15 protein-coding genes are annotated in these 15868 nt (G+C 55.8%); 9 read left to right on the forward strand and 6 right to left on the reverse strand.

The genetic code is table 11. The annotated features are described in order from the left end of the window. Positions 1 to 33: 33 nt before the first annotated feature. Positions 34 to 237 carry a hypothetical protein gene (locus BUA49_RS06905; RefSeq protein WP_072796449.1) on the forward strand — a complete coding sequence of 68 codons (204 nt, stop codon included), beginning with the start codon at positions 34 to 36 and terminating at the stop codon, positions 235 to 237. Positions 238 to 242: 5 nt separating this feature from the next. Then, positions 243 to 2129 (forward strand): monovalent cation:proton antiporter-2 (CPA2) family protein, encoded by a 1887-nt coding sequence (locus tag BUA49_RS06910; RefSeq protein WP_072796450.1) that lies wholly within the window; start codon positions 243 to 245, stop codon positions 2127 to 2129. Here BUA49_RS06910 and BUA49_RS06915 read toward each other — a convergent pair. Beyond that, positions 2123 to 3310: an MFS transporter gene (locus BUA49_RS06915; RefSeq protein ID WP_072796451.1), complete on the reverse strand. Its 1188-nt coding sequence runs from the start codon at positions 3308 to 3310 to the stop codon at positions 2123 to 2125. The two genes, BUA49_RS06910 and BUA49_RS06915, sit on opposite strands and share 7 nt — an antisense overlap. A 113-nt stretch (positions 3311 to 3423) precedes the next feature. Between BUA49_RS06915 and BUA49_RS06920 the strand changes: the two genes are divergently transcribed. After that, complete coding sequence (locus BUA49_RS06920; RefSeq protein ID WP_072796452.1) at positions 3424 to 4329, forward strand: homocysteine S-methyltransferase family protein; 906 nt, start codon at positions 3424 to 3426, stop codon at positions 4327 to 4329. A gap of 54 nt (positions 4330 to 4383) precedes the next feature. Here the strand turns inward: BUA49_RS06920 and BUA49_RS06925 are convergent, their stop codons facing one another. From BUA49_RS06925 to BUA49_RS06935, 3 genes are all read right to left on the reverse strand, one after another. Further along, complete coding sequence (locus BUA49_RS06925) at positions 4384 to 5004, reverse strand: flavin reductase family protein (RefSeq protein ID WP_072796453.1); 621 nt, start codon at positions 5002 to 5004, stop codon at positions 4384 to 4386. Between the two features lie 44 nt (positions 5005 to 5048). Then, complete coding sequence (gene ovoA / locus BUA49_RS06930) at positions 5049 to 7211, reverse strand: 5-histidylcysteine sulfoxide synthase (protein ID WP_084063509.1); 2163 nt, start codon at positions 7209 to 7211, stop codon at positions 5049 to 5051. Between the two features lie 132 nt (positions 7212 to 7343). Beyond that, positions 7344 to 8561 (reverse strand): MFS transporter, encoded by a 1218-nt coding sequence (locus BUA49_RS06935; protein ID WP_072796454.1) that lies wholly within the window; start codon positions 8559 to 8561, stop codon positions 7344 to 7346. 170 nt (positions 8562 to 8731) lie between these two features. Here BUA49_RS06935 and BUA49_RS06940 point away from each other — a divergent pair, with 170 nt between their 5' ends. Next, positions 8732 to 9697, forward strand: a complete 966-nt coding sequence (locus BUA49_RS06940) for a zinc-binding metallopeptidase family protein (protein WP_072796455.1) — start codon at positions 8732 to 8734, stop codon at positions 9695 to 9697. A gap of 24 nt (positions 9698 to 9721) precedes the next feature. Here BUA49_RS06940 and BUA49_RS06945 read toward each other — a convergent pair whose 3' ends face one another. After that, positions 9722 to 10729 (reverse strand): zinc-dependent alcohol dehydrogenase family protein, encoded by a 1008-nt coding sequence (locus tag BUA49_RS06945; protein ID WP_072796456.1) that lies wholly within the window; start codon positions 10727 to 10729, stop codon positions 9722 to 9724. Between the two features lie 81 nt (positions 10730 to 10810). Next, on the reverse strand, positions 10811 to 12307 hold the full coding sequence (locus BUA49_RS06950; protein WP_084063510.1) for a M17 family metallopeptidase: 1497 nt from the start codon (positions 12305 to 12307) through the stop codon (positions 10811 to 10813). Positions 12308 to 12513: 206 nt separating this feature from the next. Between BUA49_RS06950 and BUA49_RS06955 the strand changes: the two genes are divergently transcribed. The 5 genes from BUA49_RS06955 to BUA49_RS06975 are packed head-to-tail and all read left to right on the forward strand — an operon-like array spanning position 12514 to position 15864. After that, positions 12514 to 13983 carry a DASS family sodium-coupled anion symporter gene (locus BUA49_RS06955; RefSeq protein WP_072796457.1) on the forward strand — a complete coding sequence of 490 codons (1470 nt, stop codon included), beginning with the start codon at positions 12514 to 12516 and terminating at the stop codon, positions 13981 to 13983. 10 nt (positions 13984 to 13993) lie between these two features. Beyond that, complete coding sequence (locus BUA49_RS06960) at positions 13994 to 14362, forward strand: hypothetical protein (RefSeq protein WP_072796458.1); 369 nt, start codon at positions 13994 to 13996, stop codon at positions 14360 to 14362. A gap of 58 nt (positions 14363 to 14420) precedes the next feature. Continuing rightward, a complete protein-coding gene (locus BUA49_RS06965; RefSeq protein WP_072796459.1) occupies positions 14421 to 15026 on the forward strand; it encodes a class I SAM-dependent methyltransferase in 606 nt (201 codons plus the stop codon). Positions 15027 to 15077: 51 nt separating this feature from the next. After that, the gene (locus tag BUA49_RS06970; RefSeq protein WP_072796460.1) at positions 15078 to 15422 is read left to right on the forward strand and encodes a PBPRA1643 family SWIM/SEC-C metal-binding motif protein; all 345 of its coding nucleotides are present in this window, start codon (positions 15078 to 15080) and stop codon (positions 15420 to 15422) included. Between the two features lie 10 nt (positions 15423 to 15432). Next, positions 15433 to 15864 carry a DUF3010 family protein gene (locus BUA49_RS06975; protein WP_072796461.1) on the forward strand — a complete coding sequence of 144 codons (432 nt, stop codon included), beginning with the start codon at positions 15433 to 15435 and terminating at the stop codon, positions 15862 to 15864. Positions 15865 to 15868: the final 4 nt, after the last annotated feature.

A 15868-nucleotide genomic window follows, 5' to 3' on the forward strand; every position in this document is an offset into this window, starting at 1 on the left:
GGCAGGTTTTTTTTCGCCGGAGACTTTCACGTTATGGAAACTGCTAACCTGATTTGGGGGCTGATTTTCAGCTCTGTTGGCATCGGCTATTTTATCTACGGGAGAAAGCAGTCGAATCTGGTCGCCCGGTACTGTGGTATCGCGCTGATTCTGTACCCATATCTGATAACGAATACGCTTGCCCTGGTGGCTGTGGGTGTTGTACTTATGCTCACCCCCAGATTTGTTGAGCTCTGACCTATATGACCGCCTATTTCATTCAGGCTTTTATTTATCTCCTGGCTGCCGTGATCGCGGTGCCTTTGGCAAAACGCTTTGGCATGGGTTCCGTGTTGGGCTATCTGGTTGCCGGTGTGGTGATCGGGCCGGTTATGGGGCTCGTAGGACAGGAAACCAGCACCATTCAGCATTTTGCTGAATTTGGTGTTGTCATGATGTTATTCGTGATTGGCATGGAAATCGATCCGAAGGCGCTTTGGGCGATGAGGGTTCGCCTTCTGGGTCTCGGCGGTTTACAGGTGACGTTGACGGCTGGCGCCGGGATGGGGGTGGCCTGGTGGCTTGGGCTTCAATGGCAGACGGCGCTAACGGTTGGCCTTATTTTCGCGCTGTCGTCTACCGCGATTGTGCTGCAAACCCTGGATGAGAAGGGTTTGTCGAAGACTGAAGGCGGGCGCAATGCGTTTTCAGTATTGCTGTTTCAGGACATCGCTGTTATCCCCATGCTTGCTTTGATTCCGCTGTTGGCGTTGCCGGGTCTGAAGGATGATTCCGGCTCTGCGTCTGGTCCCGAAGGGGGTTTGAGCCTGGTGGCCAGTCTGCCGGGTTGGGCGCATGCTCTGGTTGTAGTGGGTGCGGTCGCGGCGGTTATTGTTGGCGGATACTACCTGAGCCGCCCATTGTTCCGTTATGTGGTGAAGTCCGGGTTGCGGGAGGTTTTTACTGCCACGGCGTTGATGCTGGTTATTGGTATTGCCGCGCTCATGAGCCTCGTAAATCTCTCGCCGGCCCTTGGTGCCTTTCTGGCAGGTGTGGTGCTGGCTAACAGTGAGTTCCGTCACGAGCTGGAAGCCAATATTGAGCCGTTTAAGGGGCTGTTACTGGGCCTGTTTTTTATCACCGTGGGTGCTGGAATCAACTTCGAGGTATTGCTGGCAGAGTGGGGCACCATTGTTTCTCTGGGCACGGCTGTGATTGCAGTCAAGGCACTGGTCCTGCTGGCCCTTGCACAGATGTTCGGGATTCGCAGCAGTAACGGCTGGCTGTTTACTCTGGGACTGGCGCAGGCGGGAGAGTTCGGTTTTGTTTTGCTCACCTATAGCGTGCAAAGCAATGTGATTCCGCCAGATATCTCTCAGATTCTCTCGCTGGTTGTCGCACTGTCCATGTTTCTCACGCCATTGTTGTTTATCGTTTACGACCGCATCGTGCTTCCACAGTATCGACGCTCCAGGAACGATGAACGGGAAGCAGACACCATTGATGAGCAGGCACCGGTCATTGTGGCCGGGGTGGGGCGGTTTGGACAGATTGTCTGCCGCTTATTGCGGGCCAATAACGTTCCTATTGTGGTGCTCGACCACGAACTCGAGCAGATTGAAAATGTTCGTCAGATCAACATCAAGAGCTTCTTTGGTGATGCCAGTCGCCCCGATTTGCTGGAAAAAGCCGGTATTGAACAGGCGCGCCTGTTGGTAGTGGCGATTGATGACCGGGATCGCGCCGTGAAGATGGTAAAGCATGTAAAGAAGTTCTTCCCGGGTGTCTGGGTGCTGGCGCGAGCATTTGACCGTGGCCACGGCTATCAGCTTCGGGAAGCGGGTGCTGACGATGTGATGAGTGAAACCTATCATTCTGCTCTGGAGCTTGGCGGACATGCACTAACGGCCATGGGCGTGCATCCGATGCGGGCAAAACAGATGACCTGGGCATTTGTTGAAAATGAACAGGCCCATGAAGAGCAGCTGTTCGAGGCATGGAAGGAAATCGAAGAGGGGATCAACTTCAGTCCCCGCTATGGCGAGCTGTTCATGAAGCTGGAAGAGGCGCTGAGCAGTGCCATGCACGGGGACTGGGAAGAGCTACAGAGTAAGGATGTTCCGGTCTGGACGCCGCCGGAACATCACTGATCACGCCATAAGAGAATCAGCAATGCCACGGCCGCCATAGAGCCAACGAAGACGGAGAAGATAATACCTGTTGCCTTAAGGCTGAGCAGACTGGCCATCAAGCCGATGCCAATCACCGGCACTGAGATGGCAATGTAGGCGATAATAAAGAAGGTGGAGGTTACTGCTGCGCGTTCCGCCGGCGGACTCGCCGCGTTTATAGCGCCCATGCCGGCGCGAAAAGCGATACCTTGGCCCATGCCAGCGATGACCGCACCGACCATGAACAGGGTGAGCGACTGAGAATGGATGCCGAGCGCTACGGGCGTCACGCCAGCAACAAGGGTGGCGCACCCGATTGGTAAACGCAGGCGCAGTGGCAGTTTATCCTGCAAGAACTGGCCGAGTGTTGAGGCAATAAAGATACTGCCCGCCACAACGCCGACCAGTAGACGGTTATCATAACCCAACACATTGCCCATCATCGCCGGCGCAATCGAGGTGAAAAAGCCACAAACCGCAAAGCCGGCAAAGCCCGCGAGGGCAGCGGGTACAAACACACCGCGTACTTCCAGGGGCACATTCAGGCGCTGAAGTGACAGCTTTGGGTGAGTCGGTCTTTTTACTGTTTCCGGGGCCCACCAAATGCAGATGAGTGCCAGGAGAGCTAGCGCGATGTGTACCTGATAGGTCAATTCCAGTGGAGAGGGCAGGTATTGTGAAAGTGCGCCCGCAAGCATAGGGCCAAGGCCAAGCCCGCCCATATTCGCGGCGGTGGCAAAAAGCGTGGCCCGCTCACGCCAGTGTGGTGGCGCCAGTTCCAGCACGGCCACGGTCGCGGTGCCGGTAAAAATACCTGCGGAGAGCCCCGACAGTACACGGCCCGCAAGAATCATTGCCAGTCCGTCGGCCTGCCAGAATATCAGGTCGCTGATGATCGAACACACAATGCCGGCAAACAGCATCGGCCTGCGCCCCAACTGATCAGACCAGCGCCCGGTGACTACAAGTGCGGCAATGACACCGAAGGCGTACGCAGCAAAGATGATGGTGATCATCAACTGGGAAAACCCGAAGGTCTCCTGATAGATGGGGTAGAGCGGAGTCGGCATGGTGGTACCGATCATCACGACACTGAATGCGAAGGCAGCGCCGAGAAAAATCAGCAGTCCAGAGAAGCTACGCGTGTCTGATGATGGCATGGTTGAGGTCCGACGAGATTTTAGCAAAATGGTAGCTGATTAGCGGGCGCGGCGAGCTCTGGTTGGCATAATACCCGTGTTCATATATTCACTCTTAAGGAAACAAGCGCATTATGAGATCCGTTGTGCTTCTCGATGGTGGTCTTGGCCAGGAAATTTATCGCCGCGCGCCCGATGTAAGTTCTCCGCTATGGTCCGTCGCGGTCATGCGGGAGCAGCCCGGGTTGGTCACGGCGGTGCATGCCGATTTTATTCGGGCCGGGGCAAAAACCCTGACGCTGAATACGTATGCAGCAACACCGACCCGATTGAGCAAGCAGGGACTTCTGGAGGAGATGCCTGCCATTCATCAGCGTGCATTCCAGGTATTGGAAGAGGCGATTGAGGCCATAGGCACAGAGGTGGATATTGCCGGATGTCTGCCGCCTTTAACCGCCAGTTACCAGGGCCAGCCCGAACGTTCCTTTGAAGACTTGCGGGATGAGTATGCCACGCTGGTGCGGCTGCAGGCCGCTGCCGATGTGTTCCTGATTGAAACCATGACCAATACCCTGGAGGCGCGTGCGGCGTGTTCCGCAGCCAGTGATCTGGGTAAACCCTACGGCGTGGCGTTTCGCCTGGAGGCGGACGGCAAGCTCAAGTCTGGTGAAACCCTGGCTGAGGCGGTTGCGGCCATTACCCCCTTTGCGCCCACTGCCGTGATGCTGAATTGCTGCGATCCCGAGATGATGTCAGTCACCATGCCGGCTCTGGTTGATCTGTACCCATGCGTTGGTGGGTATGCCAATGCCTTCAAGTCGGTCGAGTCGATGGCGAGGGGCGGTTCGGTGGATGCGCTGGAAGCGCGGGCGGATATTTCCCCGGCGGCCTACCTTGCACATGTGCAGCAGTGGCTGGTCGATGGCGCAACGGTTATCGGAGGCTGCTGTGAGATCACACCTGCACATATAAAACAGATTGCGGATGTGCTCGAAAGCGAGTTTGAGCTCATTCGTTTCTCTCAACTAGGCCAGGAATAGCCAGCATCCTCTCAGAGGGCGCGCGGCCGGTTCCCGGCCCACCGCCCGAGGGCTCTATTTAGGCCGGTGCATCTGAAACTTCTGTGACTGATTCACCACGAAGTAGTCCGCCGGACCGCCACCCCGAAGCACCGGTTCAGCCGCAGCAGTATCGTAAATCCCATCTTTAAGCAGGTGTTGCGCGATATGCACACCGACCACCTCACCAAACACCATCCAGGTGTCCACTTTCTGCCCATTGGCGCCCGCAAGCTGGAGCACCTGGGTAACCCGGCATTCGAAGGTTACCGGGCTTTCCGCTACGTGAGGCACCGAGATAACCCGGGAGGGTTTTGGCGTCAGGCCAGAGAGGGCAAATTCATCAACTTCAGGCCCTACCGCGGCGCAGGTTTTGTTCATGGCCTCACTGAGCGAACGCGTCACCAGATTCCAGCAGAACTCGCCGGTCTCTTCGGCATTGCGGACGGAATCCTTGTAGCCGATGCTGGAGAATCCAACGATGGGGGGGTGGTAGTTGAAGGCATTAAAGAAGCTGTAGGGTGCCAGGTTAAGCACACCGTCACGGCTTTTGGATGATATCCACCCAATCGGGCGCGGCGCCACCAGGGCGTTGAACGGGTCATGGGCCAGCCCGTGGCCATTGGCAGGTTCGTAAAAATGGATATCTTCCGGCATAAAGCGCTCCTAAGGCGTTGGTGCGTTGGGTGGGGCCACACGTGTCAACGTGGCAACCGCTCCCAGATTGTAACTTCAGACAAGGTGTGCTGATGCTTGTGCTGGGTTTCACGAATGACAAATGGCACTTTTCGGGGCTTCCCTACTAACCGGAAGTGGCTGGAAAGGTGATCCCTCAAACCATCCAGAGTCGTGTAGTTTTCCCCATCTTTTTTGAAACCACCTATCCATTCTTCTTTTGGCGTATGTTCCTCTAGCCAAGTGTAGGGTGAAGCAATAATGAGCAGGCCGCCATCATTAATACGCTCTTTAATACTGTCAAGGAAGCGTCTTGGCCGGTAAAGTCTGTCAATCAAATTGGCAGCCAGCACCAGGTCGTACCCGGTGAATTGGGGTCTGAGATTGCAGGCGTCCCCTTGGTGAAATGAAACTCGTTGGGCGCAAGCGTCCAGCCCGAGATCCTTGAGCCTACGGGTATGGTAGCTGACCAGTTCGCCTTCTTCGGCAAGCGAGTATCGAACAGAGCCCTGATCAGCCATTTCGACACCGAGGCGGATGAAGTTAGCTGAAAAATCGACGCCTTCCACCACGTTGAACTTTCGGGCCAGTTCAAAGCTGGAGCGGCCAGCGGCACACCCCAAATCCAAGGCCTTTTCGGTGGATTTTCCGCGCATGGCCTCTAGTGCCAAATCCGCCAGGGCTTTTGGGAAATTTTCGACACCGAACGGGGAATCACCGAAGTGAAATTCCGCGTACTCAGTGAGTAACCGGTCGCTTTCATAATAGGCGTTGGGTTGCGCAGCCTTAGTCTCAGATGCGATATACCGGAACCCGGCATGTTGGAAGAAGTGACGCCTGAACGCATAGCGAGCAGAAAGGCGAGCTTCGTTCCCACATGAAATCCAGGAGCCACCTTTTATCAGGTTGTGCTGGCCGTCAAAGGTCGGGGCGGTGAAGTCGTCATATAGCGGGTGAACCTTGAAGTTGTCGAAAGGGTAGATCGGCGTTTCTGTCCATTGCCATACATTGCCCACGACATCAAACCACTCGCCATGCCGATAACGGGTCACCGGGCAGGAAGACGCACCATGATCCAGGTGCAGATTCGCGTTGGCAGCGTTGTTGCCAACTTCCTCTATGCCTGCTGCCGAACACAGCCGATACCACTCGTCTTCAGTGGGCATGCGAATCGGTTGCCCTGTTTGCTCTCCCTTCCATTCACAGAAGGCTTTGGCCTCGTGATAATTCACCTCGACGGGCCAGTCCCACGGCATTTCGATTTCTTCGGTCATCAGCCGCAGGAGCCAGCCATTGCGCCAGTGCCAGAAGGTCGGATGCCTTGCACCGGTAAACTGGCGCCAGGACCGACCTTCATCGCTCCAATGCCTGTCGTGCTCATAACTACCGGCTTCGACAAATTCCAGAAATTCCTGGTTACTTACCAGATACTGACTGGCTTTGAATTCCTCGACCTCGGCCTTGTGTTCGCCGTATTCGTTGTCCCAGCCATAGTAGGCGTCTTCGTAGGGTTTGCCGATGCGAACTGTCCCGGCCGGTACCGTGATCAGCTCATTCGTTGGTGCTTCTCCGGTTTCCTGGACCGGGGCCCACTCTGGCCGTGGCCGGACTCTCGCGAGATCATGCTGTCTGATCAGAACGGAAGAGGTTTCGAGGTGAATCCGCTCGTGCTCAATCCCCATAATAATCGGCCACCATGGGCTCTCCCAGTTAATGGGTAGGTTCAGGGGCAGGGTATCGATCAGCTGCAGCACCGCAGAGCGCACCCTGGCACGGTAGTCCATCACTGCGGAAACCTTTGGCCAGTCGTAATTGTCGTCGTTCAGATCGTCCCAGCTCATTTCGTCCACACCTACCGCAAAAACCGATTCCATGTGAGGATTAATCCGCTCAGGCAGAAGCTTTGCAAGCACCAGTTTGTTGACGAAAAACGTTGCGGTATGCCCAAGATAGAAAATGAGCGGATGCCTTAGTGGAATAGACTTCTGGTAGAAGCCCGCATCATCAGCCAGACAGTCGAAAAGGCGTGTGTAGGTGTCAAAAGTGTTGGTGAAATAGAGGCCTATTTCTTTGCGTTTGTCGCCTGGAGCGCCTTTGTCCAGTCTGGGTGTTCTGCGCAATGCTGCTAATTTCAGTGGCGTCCCGCATGATTTGGAAGGAGATTCAGTTTCCCGGATTGGTAATGTCATGCTCAAACATGTCCCTTTCTGTGTTGTATTGGGCATTAATACGTTTGACCACCCTGTGATGGTTCAAAACAGGGCGCGTTTTAATGACCTTAAACTCAAGGAGTGCTGTGGCTGAAATCCATCAGTAAAGATCTATGGTTTTTTGCGGAATTGATGGTGGATGCTCCAAAAGACGAGTAACAGGCTTACGAGGGCAAACAGCGCGCCGGCCAGGAAAGTGATGGATGGCCCCCAGTAAGACCAGAGTGCGCCTGCAAGGATGCTGGCTATCAGCATCGCAACGCCGGAGACGAGACTGAATACCCCAAAGGCGGTGCCTTTCAGATGCGCTGGCGTGGCGTCGGCCACCATGGCGGCGAGGATGCCCTGGCTAAAGCCCATATGCAGCCCCCAAAGGGCAGTGCCGATGAGGGTGGCGCCAACTGTGTCGGACAGAGACAACACCAGGTCCGCCACGATCAGCAGGACCAGCCCGACGATCAGCAATAACTGGCGCTCAACCCGGTCAGACAGCCAGCCCGCCGGGTAGGCAGACAACGAGAAAAACGCGGCCATGACCACCATTACCAATGGTACCCAGGCGTTCTCAAACCCCGTTTGCTGGGCTTTGAGAATAAGGAATGCTTCGCTGAACCGGGCCAGGGAAAATACCGCACCGATGATGACTACCCACCAGTAGGCGCGTGAAAGTTGGCTCAGTTCGTTGCGGGACAGAGGGAAGCGGGGTCGGCGTTTTCCGGACGGGCTTGCCGACGGCGAAGCTGGCACCTCGTGGACGCCGAATACGATAAAGCCTATACAGATAAAAGCCGGAATGACCGCAAACCAGAGCACCAGCTGAATCTGGTTGTGTAGTAGCAGCATCAGCCCGATGGCCAGCCCCGGCCCGATAAACGCCCCCATCGTATCCATAGTCTGGCGCAGGCCGAAGCTTGCACCTCGGATTTCCTGTGGGGAAACATCCGCAATCAGAGCGTCCCGGGGTGCGCCCCGGATGCCCTTGCCGATACGATCGACGAAACGAGCCAGAAACACTGTACTGGCAGATTCTGCCAGTGGAAAAAGCGGTTTGGTCAGGGCTGCCAGGCCATAACCGATTAACAGCAGGATTTTACGGCGCTGGATCATGTCACTGACCACACCGGAAAATACTTTCACAATCAGCGCTGTTGCCTGGGCAATGCCCTCGATGATGCCCACCGTCAACATGCTGGCTCCCAAGGTGGAAACCAGTAGTAGCGGCAGCAAACTATGGACCAGCTCGGACGACACATCCATGGTGAGGCTGACAAACCCCAGCGCCCAGACCGTTTTTGGAATGGGAGGGCGTTGACCGGGGTGAACATTCATCGGGCTTGTCATCGGTTGAGGGTTATACCCTTACTGTGTCCAGAGAAGATTTAATTGAGTTCTTTAATTCATTGAATGAGTTTGCCCAACGCCTGTAACGTAAGTAAGTCCGGTATCGGGAATGGTTTCCGGTTTCACATTCCGTGTCGCTCATCAGGAGTATTCTCGCCATGTTGGTTTTCTCTGACCCGGTTGGTTCCGGCTCACTCTGGTTCGATAACCTTATCACCGCCGATGGTACGCCTGTAGCCTTCGATCCGCAGGCGCGATCCTTTCTGCCCATGCGGCCGTTCTGTGTAAACCGGGAGATCATCGGATGCAACTGGATAGCGCCGAGGGAAGGCGCTTTCTGCCGTTCCTGCGCGATGACGGCGCTGGCGCCGGATCCGACTATTCCCAACGCCATGCCCAATTGGGCTGAAACCGAAGCAGCAAAGCGCTGGGTGCTTGATAATCTCGGGCGCTGGCACTGGTTCCGGCCGGAAGACCCGGGTACCCGCCCTGTATTCCACATGCTTGCCGAGGGACTGACGCCGGTGGCCATGGGGCATGCCAATGGCGTGGTTACGATCAGTGTGGCGGAGGCTGATCCGGTTGTGCGAGCCACCCGGAGGCAGGCCCTTCAGGAGCCTTATCGTACGATGGTCGGCCATATGCGCCATGAGATTTCTCACATGCTCTGGTGGCGGCTCAGCCTGCGTGATGACTTTCTGGATGCATTCCGGGAAGTATTCGGCGATGAGCGCGTAGATTATCCGGCCGCGCTTCAAAACCACTACCACAGCGGACCACCGGCTGATTGGGACCAGTTTTACCTGACGTCCTACGCATCTGCCCATCCTCACGAAGACTGGGCAGAGACAGCGGCACACCTGCTTCACCTGACCGACATCACGGATAGCTTTGTCGCCTCGGGCTTGTCGTCACCAGAGTTGCCCGGCCCACACTGGAGTGCGTATGCGGAACCGGACACAGCCCGCCTGATTAACGTGGCAGCCTCTTTGGCGATACGGGTTAATCACGTCAATCGCTCCATGGGGCTATCGGATCTTTACCCGTTTGTGTTGTCGCAAGCTGCCCAGCGCAAACTGGCGTTTGTTCATGACTGGCTGCGCCGAGGGGCTCAGGGGCGTTAATCCGGCCTTTTAACCTGGCCTGGGTTAGAACTCCAGGCTGATCTTTCCGAAGTGCTTGCCGGATTCCTCGTGGCGGAATGCGTCGGCAATCTCTTCCAGTGCAAAGGATCGGTCAAGGATCGGGTGCAGGTTGTTGGCCTCAATTGCCCGAATCATCTCTTGCTGATGGGCGCGACTGCCTACAATCAGGCCCTGCAGGCGGGCCTGTTTTGCCATCAGTTTTGCGGTTGGCACATCGCCGGCTCGACCGGTAAGAACACCTATCAGCGAGATGTGACCACCAATGCGCACTGCATCAATGGATTCCGGCAGTGTGCCGGGGCCGCCAACCTCAATGACATGGTCTACGCCTTGCCTATTGGTCAATTCCTGGACTTTCTCGCCCCAGGCCGGTGTCGTTTTGTAGTTGATAGTGTGGTCTGCCCCCAGCTCTCTGAGTCGTTCCAGCTTCTGGTCCGAGGACGAAGTGGAAATCACCTGTGCGCCCATCATTTTGGCGAATTGCAGGGCAAAGATGGACACGCCGCCGGTACCCAGTGTCAGCACGCTATCACCTGCCTTCAAACCGCCGTTGACGACCAGTGCCCGCCAGGCGGTCAGCCCGGCCGTAGTGAGGGTGGCAGCTTCGGCGTGGCTGTAGCCTTTCGGCGCGTGGGTGAACCAGTTCGTTGGGCGGATAACCTGCTCACGGGCGTAACCGTCCTGGCCATCGCCGGGAGTGGTGGTGAAATTATCAATAGGTGCGGGGCCATCCAGCCACTGGGGGAAGAAGGTCGACACCACATGGTCACCAATCCTGAATTCGGTGACACCCTCGCCCGTGGCTTCTACAACACCGGCGCCATCGGCCATGGGGATACGGTTGTCTTCGGTCGGGATTGCTCCGGCAACTACCGCGTAGTCGTGGAAGTTGAGGGAGCTGGCATGAATGCGCACGCGCATTTCTCCGGGCCCTGGTTCGCCTGGCTGGGGGCCGTCATCCAGGTGCAGTTGGTCCAGGCCGCCCGGTTTGGAAAGAGTAATGCGCTTCATTTCTATGGCCTCCAGTTTTCTCTGTTTCGGTATTGAATGGCCCCAAGGTTACGTTGTTTCAGGGCCGCCCGACCTTTGGGTTTACCGAGATTCCTGCGCAATTCGGCTGAACCATTCGACGCCAAAGCGCACACCGAACCCCTGGAGATCGGTGGGGATATGCGCGAGCCCGCCCTTGTGGGTGCCGGACGAGGCCATGTCCACGTGAACCCAGCCAACGTTCTTATCCACGAACTTTCCGAGAAAGCGTGCAGCATAGATGTGGTCGCCCGCGCCCGTCGTGCGGCACTGAAGAGTATCGGCGACGTCAGATTTGAGATCTTCGTCGTAATCATCTTCGTAGGGGAAGGGCCAGATTCGCTCGCCACAGTGTTCCCCGGCCTGGATGATGGGTTCAACCCACTGCCGCCGGTTGGTGATTGCACCGGCCATTCGCTGGCCCAGAGCCGAGACGACCGCTCCGGTCAGGGTGGCATAATCCAGAATGGCTCTCGGCTTTTCCCTGCAGGCCAGGGCAAGGGTGTCAGCCAGCACCATGCGGCCTTCGGCATCCGTATTGATTAATTCGATGGTGGTGCCATTCAGAGCGGTAACAACGTCATTGCACTTGACCGCCTTTGGGCCGATGTGGTTTTCCGCCAGCGCCAGCCAGCAGTCCACAGGCTGGGAAAATTTGAGGCGCGTCAGGGCAAGCAAAGTACCAAGCGCTACGGCGCTTCCCTGCATATCGCCGTGCATGCCCAGCATGCTGCCGCCCACTTTGAGGTTGCTGCCGCCGGTATCGAAACATATGCCTTTGCCAATAAGGGCAAAAGGCTGCTCCTCAGCACCCTGCGGCCGGTAGCGCAGCCGCAGTATCCCGGCGTCCCGCACGGGGCTGGCCTCAACAACGGATAAAAACGCACCAGCCTTCAGTTGTTCCAGTTGGTCCAGGTCATAAAACTCAACTTCCCAGCCTTCGGTTTTTGCCAGCTCTTCTGTGTAATGGCGGTAAATCCCGGGTGTCAGATAGTTTCCGGGCAGTTGGGTTAGCCAGCGTGCCAGGTTGTTGCCCTCGGCAGTCGCTTTGGCGTAGCGAAAGTCAGCTGCTTCGAACTCGCCAAAAAAGCTCATGACGGCCAAGTGAGGCTTGTCAGTGACTTCGCCAGAAATTTTTGGCAGTTGGAACAGGGCAGCGTAAGCAGCGGCCACCAGAGCGTCGGCCATCACGCAGGCCGCATTTGCCTTGCCAAGGAGCGAGATGACATTGATTTTTTTGGAGCGCTCAGCCATCAAAGGTGTGATCAACTTACGCGCCTGGCTCAAGGCTTTGAATCCGCTGACATCTTCCTGCACAAAGGCAATTGCAGCGCGAGTCCCCTTCGGGCCTGAAATCAGTATCGGATTGGAATCAGTCGGGAAATCAGCGAGGCGCAGCTTCAGGAAGTCGGCCCAGGGAGACTTGCTCAGGGCACTGCGTTCTTCTTCGGGCACCAGGAGTACAAGGCTTACTCCAATGTCGAAATCCCAGGAGGCTGGCATGCGATTGTCTACATCCAGCTTCAGCGCTGGCAATTTCGGGAGTTCGGGTTTCATCATCGGGTTCTCCAAACTGTTTTAAATGTGCTCTCCGGTAAGGATAGCTGTTATTCGTCTGAGCGATGCTTTCTGTTGAGTCGGCCCATGGGTTGTTTGCAGCGATGGATATATGATATTAGCCTGTAGTTATTCCTTCCTGCTTCAACTGATCACATTTTTTGATTGGAATGGAGTCGTTTTCAAACATCACCAAAAGAGTGTTCGTGATGCCCTCTTCTACATCCGATTTCCGCCCGTTACCCGCGTTTTTTGCGATCGCCATCGGGATTGCGATCTGGTTTATCCCCACGCCGGAAGGCCTTTCCGCCCAAGGCTGGATGATGCTGGCCATCTTCGTGGCAACCATTGCAGCGATTATTGGCAAGGCCATGCCGATTGGTGCTATTTCAATTGTAGCGATTACGGTGGTGGCGGTGAGCGGCGTTACCAGCGACAACCCCGGTACGGCCATTCGCGATGCGCTGGGCAGTTTTAACAACTCGCTGATCTGGCTGATAGCGGTAGCCATCATGATTTCCCGGGGCATTATAAAAACCGGGTTGGGCGAGCGTATTGGCTATTACTTTATTTCGATATTTGGCAAACGCACGATTGGTATTGGATATGGTCTTGCGATCTCGGAACTGGTCATCGCACCGGTTACGCCCAGCAATACAGCCCGTGGCGGCGCCATTATGCACCCGATCATGCTCTCCATTGCCAAGAGCTTCGGCTGTACGCCAGACAATGGCAATACCGATAAAATCGGCAAGTACCTGGCGTTGGTTAATTATCATTCCAATCCCATTACCTCGGCGATGTTTATTACCGCAACCGCACCCAATCCGCTTACGGTCAAACTGATTGCCGATGCCACCGGTTCGGCAATCACCTTAAGCTGGACCACATGGGCCCTGGCCATGTTGCTGCCAGGCCTTGTCGCCATCGCGCTCATGCCGCTGGTGATCTACCTGATGTATCCGCCAGAGATCAAAGCCACACCCAATGCGGTCAGCTTCGCCCGCGAGCGCCTGGATAAGCTGGGAAAACTGACCCGCGATGAGGGCATTATGCTGGCCGTGTTTGTGGTTCTGCTGTTGCTGTGGGCGGATATACCAGCGTGGATTTTCGGAGACTCGTTCAAACTGAACTCCACCACCACCGCCTTTGTAGGGTTGTCGATTCTTCTGGTTACAGGTGTCTTGAACTGGAAGGATGTGCTAACCGAAAAAAGCGCCTGGGATACGCTGGTCTGGTTCGGAGCACTAGTGATGATGGCCACTCAGCTTAACACCCTAGGGGTTATTGAGTGGTTTTCTGGCGCCATTCAGAGCGGCATCGTCAGCACCGGCCTGGCCTGGCCGGCCTCCACTGCGCTGTTAGTTCTGGTGTTTCTGTATTCCCATTACTTCTTCGCCAGTACCACTGCTCACATCACTGCGATGATGGGGGCCTTTCTGGTGGTCGGCTTGAGCCTGGGCGCGCCGCCTATGGCCTTTGTGCTGATGATGGCTGCTACCTCGTCCATCATGATGACGCTAACCCACTACGCCACCGGTACCTCTCCGGTTATCTTCGGCTCCGGTTACGTGAGCCTGAGTGAGTGGTGGAAAGCCGGGTTCGTAATGAGCCTTGTTAATCTGACCATCTGGGTGGTGGTTGGCGGTCTCTGGTGGAAGCTTCTGGGGTACTGGTGAGTTGGCCTACATGAAATTCCCGACCGTTACTGTCACTCTGGTTTCAGCCGCATTGCTGTTTGTTCTCTGGGATCAGACCCGCGAGCAACAGCAAGCGGTGGATGCAAGCCGGTTCACCAACCTGTCGAAACATCCAGTTGTGCTCGGCACAGCCGTGGATTGGGCTATAACGCAGGTGCCCTCGCTTTGCGAGAAAGCCACCGGGCAGACTGACGGAGCCGAGGCCTATTCCAGCTGCGTCAAACAAGCAGAGGCGCGTACATCGACTTGTCGGCGCGCGGCGTATGACCGATTTCCGAGCATTGTGGCCTCGGAGTCTGTTTTCCGGGATCTTTCGATTACGTTGATAAATTGTCTTGTGCCGGACGCTCTATCTTGAAGCTCGTAGGGGCGTCATGCAGAATCGTTCAAACCGGAATTAATCTGTCGAGGCATTCATGAGCAAAGACTTTTTCGCCCACAAGGCGCACACCTACGAACAGAACCCTGACCGCGTTGATAACGTTAGCAACATTGCCAACACTATCCTGGACAAGGTGAAGCTGGAGCCGTCCATGCATTTGCTGGACTTTGGTTCCGGAACGGGGCTGCTTCTGGAACGAATCGCACACCATGTCGGGAAGATCACGGCGGTGGATATTTCGCCGTCCATGAACCGGCAGCTTGAGGAGAAGCAGGACAAGCTGGCCTGTGAGCTGGAGGTTCGGGAGCTGGACCTGGAAACGCAGACTATGACGGATCGTTTTGATGGCATCATTTCTTCCATGACCATGCACCACGTGCGGGATATTGGCGCCATGTTCCGCCGCTTCCATGAACTGGTGAAGCCGGGTGGTTTTATTGCCATATCCGATCTGGACAAGGAAGACGGCTCTTTTCATACCGAAGATACCGGAGTGTTTCATTTCGGATTCGACCGGGAAGAGATTGCCTCGGCTGCCAGTCAGGCGGGCTTTGAAAACGTGGAAGTGGTGCCTGCCAGTGTGTTCGAGAGGGAGACCGGCGATTACCCTGTGTTTTTGCTGATCGCCTTGAGGCAGTAGCTAATGGTATTCTAAGCGCCGTTTTTTTCTCCCATACCTCGGGATTTCAGCATGTCAGACAAGTTTTTCTTCAAAGGCCGGCAGGATGCGCGCCAGCACCACACGGCCCATGGCGGCTTTCAGACCAATGCCAGTCAAAAAAGCGGCAGCAAAAAATACCCATTGAAGCTTGTGGTTATCAGTGAAGCCCGCAAACAAGAGGTTGAAGCACTGGTGGCAGAAGCCCAGTTGCACGCGGATATCACGCTTGATACCAGTGAGGGCGCAGTTGAGTCCATTGCGGAGCTTACGGCCATTCTGAATAAAGGTGGCACAATCACGCAGGCAAAAGTGCCTTCCCGAAACGATCCCTGCAGTTGCGGTAGTGGTCTCAAATTCAAGAAGTGCTGTGCCTAGGGGCTCACCTATGGTTATTTGTGGTGTTGAACTGAGCGGCAGCGATGCCGTGGTGTGTTTGCTGAACCTGGACGCGGGCCAGTTCACCCTGCCGGAGAGCAAGGTTCGCAAGCTGTTGCTGAAGAAAAATCATACACGCGAAGACCTGCAGCAGTTTCAGGCGTCTTTTGCGGAGTTTGTAGCGGAGCACGGCGTAAAGAAGGTCGCAATCAAAGAGCGTATGCCCAAAGGCAAGTTTGCAGGGGGCGCGATCAGCTTCAAGCTGGAGGCGGCTATTCAGTTGATGTCAGGGTTGGATGTTGAAGTTAGTCTGCTCCCGCCGGCGCTCATCAAATCCACGTTGGCGGCAAACCCGTTACCCATTCCCTTCGCGGAGACCGGGTTGAAGGTGTTTCAGGAGACTGCGTTTATTGCAGCTTATGTCGGGCATCTGGCGAAATAGCTGT

This window comes from Marinobacter antarcticus (assembly GCF_900142385.1).
Classification (GTDB): domain Bacteria; phylum Pseudomonadota; class Gammaproteobacteria; order Pseudomonadales; family Oleiphilaceae; genus Marinobacter; species Marinobacter antarcticus.

Bases quoted from the DNA above. Each gene is read 5' to 3' on its own strand.
- BUA49_RS06905 (WP_072796449.1), top strand. From the start codon at position 34: ATGGAAACTGCTAACCTGATTTGGGGGCTGATTTTCAGCTCTGTTGGC.
- ovoA (WP_084063509.1), bottom strand. From the start codon at position 7,211: ATGACATTACCAATCCGGGAAACTGAATCTCCTTCCAAATCATGCGGG.
- BUA49_RS06955 (WP_072796457.1), top strand. From the start codon at position 12,514: ATGCCCTCTTCTACATCCGATTTCCGCCCGTTACCCGCGTTTTTTGCG.
- BUA49_RS06945 (WP_072796456.1), bottom strand. From the start codon at position 10,729: ATGAAGCGCATTACTCTTTCCAAACCGGGCGGCCTGGACCAACTGCAC.
- BUA49_RS06970 (WP_072796460.1), top strand. From the start codon at position 15,078: ATGTCAGACAAGTTTTTCTTCAAAGGCCGGCAGGATGCGCGCCAGCAC.
- BUA49_RS06950 (WP_084063510.1), bottom strand. From the start codon at position 12,307: ATGATGAAACCCGAACTCCCGAAATTGCCAGCGCTGAAGCTGGATGTA.
- BUA49_RS06920 (WP_072796452.1), top strand. From the start codon at position 3,424: ATGAGATCCGTTGTGCTTCTCGATGGTGGTCTTGGCCAGGAAATTTAT.
- BUA49_RS06940 (WP_072796455.1), top strand. From the start codon at position 8,732: ATGTTGGTTTTCTCTGACCCGGTTGGTTCCGGCTCACTCTGGTTCGAT.
- BUA49_RS06975 (WP_072796461.1), top strand. From the start codon at position 15,433: ATGGTTATTTGTGGTGTTGAACTGAGCGGCAGCGATGCCGTGGTGTGT.
- BUA49_RS06960 (WP_072796458.1), top strand. From the start codon at position 13,994: ATGAAATTCCCGACCGTTACTGTCACTCTGGTTTCAGCCGCATTGCTG.
- BUA49_RS06915 (WP_072796451.1), bottom strand. From the start codon at position 3,310: ATGCCATCATCAGACACGCGTAGCTTCTCTGGACTGCTGATTTTTCTC.
- BUA49_RS06965 (WP_072796459.1), top strand. From the start codon at position 14,421: ATGAGCAAAGACTTTTTCGCCCACAAGGCGCACACCTACGAACAGAAC.
- BUA49_RS06910 (WP_072796450.1), top strand. From the start codon at position 243: ATGACCGCCTATTTCATTCAGGCTTTTATTTATCTCCTGGCTGCCGTG.
- BUA49_RS06935 (WP_072796454.1), bottom strand. From the start codon at position 8,561: ATGAATGTTCACCCCGGTCAACGCCCTCCCATTCCAAAAACGGTCTGG.
- BUA49_RS06925 (WP_072796453.1), bottom strand. From the start codon at position 5,004: ATGCCGGAAGATATCCATTTTTACGAACCTGCCAATGGCCACGGGCTG.